The sequence below is a fragment of the Shewanella sp. 5S214 genome, from assembly GCF_041439795.1.
In the GTDB taxonomy this organism is placed as follows: domain Bacteria; phylum Pseudomonadota; class Gammaproteobacteria; order Enterobacterales; family Shewanellaceae; genus Shewanella; species Shewanella vesiculosa.
This window is the reverse complement of sequence record NZ_JBGOOV010000063.1, coordinates 1-2,487: the sequence shown is the minus strand read 5'-3', so window position 1 is coordinate 2,487 and position 2,487 is coordinate 1. Positions and strand designations below refer to the sequence as shown.

Annotated in this window: 1 tRNA gene and 1 rRNA gene; both read left to right on the top strand. The window is 38.8% G+C overall.

Going from position 1 to position 2,487, the window contains the following annotated elements:
• Positions 1–75: 75 nt before the first annotated feature.
• A tRNA-Thr gene (locus ACED29_RS21000) sits at positions 76–151 on the top strand.
• 36 nt (positions 152–187) lie between these two features.
• Positions 188–303: ribosomal RNA gene (rrf, locus tag ACED29_RS20995) — 5S ribosomal RNA — on the top strand.
• Positions 304–2,487: the final 2,184 nt, after the last annotated feature.

Sequence of the window (2,487 nt, the reverse complement as noted above, 5' to 3'; positions counted from 1 at the left end):
TCCCCATGCGAGAGTAGGTCATTTCCAGGCGCCTAATTTCTCTTTTACGAAAGAGTATGTTCCAAGAAGTAATTTGCTGATATGGCTCAGTTGGTAGAGCGCATCCTTGGTAAGGATGAGGTCCCCAGTTCGATTCTGGGTATCAGCACCAAGAATTATCTAGTGTAATGTCCTAGAAAAGAGTTTGTCTGGAAACCATAGAGCTGTGGCACCACCTGATCCCATTCCGAACTCAGAAGTGAAACACAGTATCGCCGATGGTAGTGTGGGGTCTCCCCATGCGAGAGTAGGTCATTTCCAGGCGCTAAATACTACAGCAAGGCCACTCTAACCGAGTGGCCTTTTTGTTTTGTGCCTGAAGGCGTTCTCAATACGAATCTATGCCCATGCCAAAGTCGGTTGTTTTTCCGGCGCTAAATAATACTGCAAGGCCACCTTAATCGGGTGAGCTTTTTGTTTTGTGCCTAAAGTCTTTCTCAATACGAATCATTAGCCAGTGTGAATGATATGCCCATGCCAGAGTCGGTTGTTTTCCCGGCGCTAAATAATACTGCAAGGTCACCTTAATCGGGTGGCCTTTTTGTTTTGTGCTAGAAAACCGTTCTCGAACATGAGCCATTAACTCGTGTGAATGATATGCCCATGCGAGAGTAAGTTATTTTTAGGCACCTGGTTGACTTGAAATCGTCGCGAGATAGGCCACTATTTTGTTGCGGCTGTTTTGTGTCCAAAATTTGAGGGCATGCTCGTTGATAATATTACATAATAGTAGGTTTATATATCTATGCCAGAGGAGGTTGTTTTATACGCTTAATTGATGTGAAGCCCTGAGAAATTGAAGATGCGTTTAATGCTTGTCATTTTTCGCCTGAAAACAATGATCGCACATGATCAATAAAAATCTATGGTCGATAACCCTGAGATAGCTGATTATTTCCAGGCATCTAATTAACGTGAGGGCGTCGTGACACAGCGGGTTATAATGCAGTGGTTTTTATGGCTGCAGTTTGAGTACTCAAAGTACTTGAGCTATATAATCAAATATGACACTCGTATCGTTTATGTCACCATGAGTAACAAGCTTTAATAAGAGCCGGGGCGAGGATGGATGAAGGTCCTGCGTTTATTAAACAAAGCTAGTAAGATAAGGTATTAGAACATCAGCTTAGATGCTCGTCGTCACTAGTAGTTTTTAGCCTGTTATTTATGGTTTTATATTATCTCTTATTAAAGCCTAGTAACTATTTACTCATACAGCTGGTCTATAGTGACATGCTGTTGATTTGACATTGTTCGTTGCTAACCTTCGCCGTTAACCTTGATGTTCCAGGTTTCATTTAATTAATAGGTTTCTGATGTTATTTATCTCATTCTTGCCTACAAATCAATAGCGATTAAATTGAAGTAGGACTGATCAGCTAGCCCACTATATCTAAGTATCACTTACCTATCTAAGCCGCAGTGAATTCAATTCTTTACACAGTATCGTCTTAGATGTGTTGATTAAATCAGCCATCATATTTGCCTATTAGTCATCTGCTACCCGTAATAATTGTTTAGCTCCTTAGTCTTACTAAGCTATCGATAGGTAAACTCATCGTATTCAAGCAGGCGATAGTAGATAGCAACATTATGGCAAGTTAGAATGATGCGCGATAATGTAAATTACGCACTAAAAACTATTATGATAAACGCCACCTCTTCAAACTAAGCTTGGCTGTGCCATAGTATTTTTGTGTGGATTCTATCAATGCAATCACTTAAGTAAACGATACAAAGATTGTTATACAATTTGGTGAAGCGACAATCAATATATCAAGATTGATCATCGCTTTGTTCAAATCCATAGTCATCTATATCTGCATCCTTTAAAGTGACTCGTTTTAAATATGCAGCAAGTCTATTCAAATATTCAGTTATGGTTCCTATTCGTCATTAATAAGACCGATTCTAAAACTTGTTACTTATATTGAGTAACGTTATATCAATATCCCTTCGCTGTTTAAGGCAGAGTTTACCCATAGGATGATTCCTCAATCTTCTAAGAGCACGTTAAGTGTCACTGCACGCATCCAAGATCAACTCGTAAAACTCACAGTTAGCCTATATACAGTCGCATGTAATCAAGTCTACTTAAATAAGCTCAGTTTTACATACTATCAATATAGGCCGCTTAACCTAACTAAGGGCCATTAAGCTATTAACATGGGTGAGAGTTCTTGTTTTTCGACCAATGGCACTCTACTCATTAAGCATGGATATAAATAAATGATACTTTTAATCGTGCTCTACATAGGATTTTACTATTCAAGTCACTTTGCTGCTTTGGATATTTTAATGCTTACAGCCTCTTAATTGTGGATAAATCTGTGAGTAAGATGTTCTTAAGCTGGTGCTAAGTTAAGTATAAAAATTAATTCATAAATATGACAAAAAAGGCCTTGCACAAAATCTTGTGGTGCCTATAATGCGCATCCACTGACACGG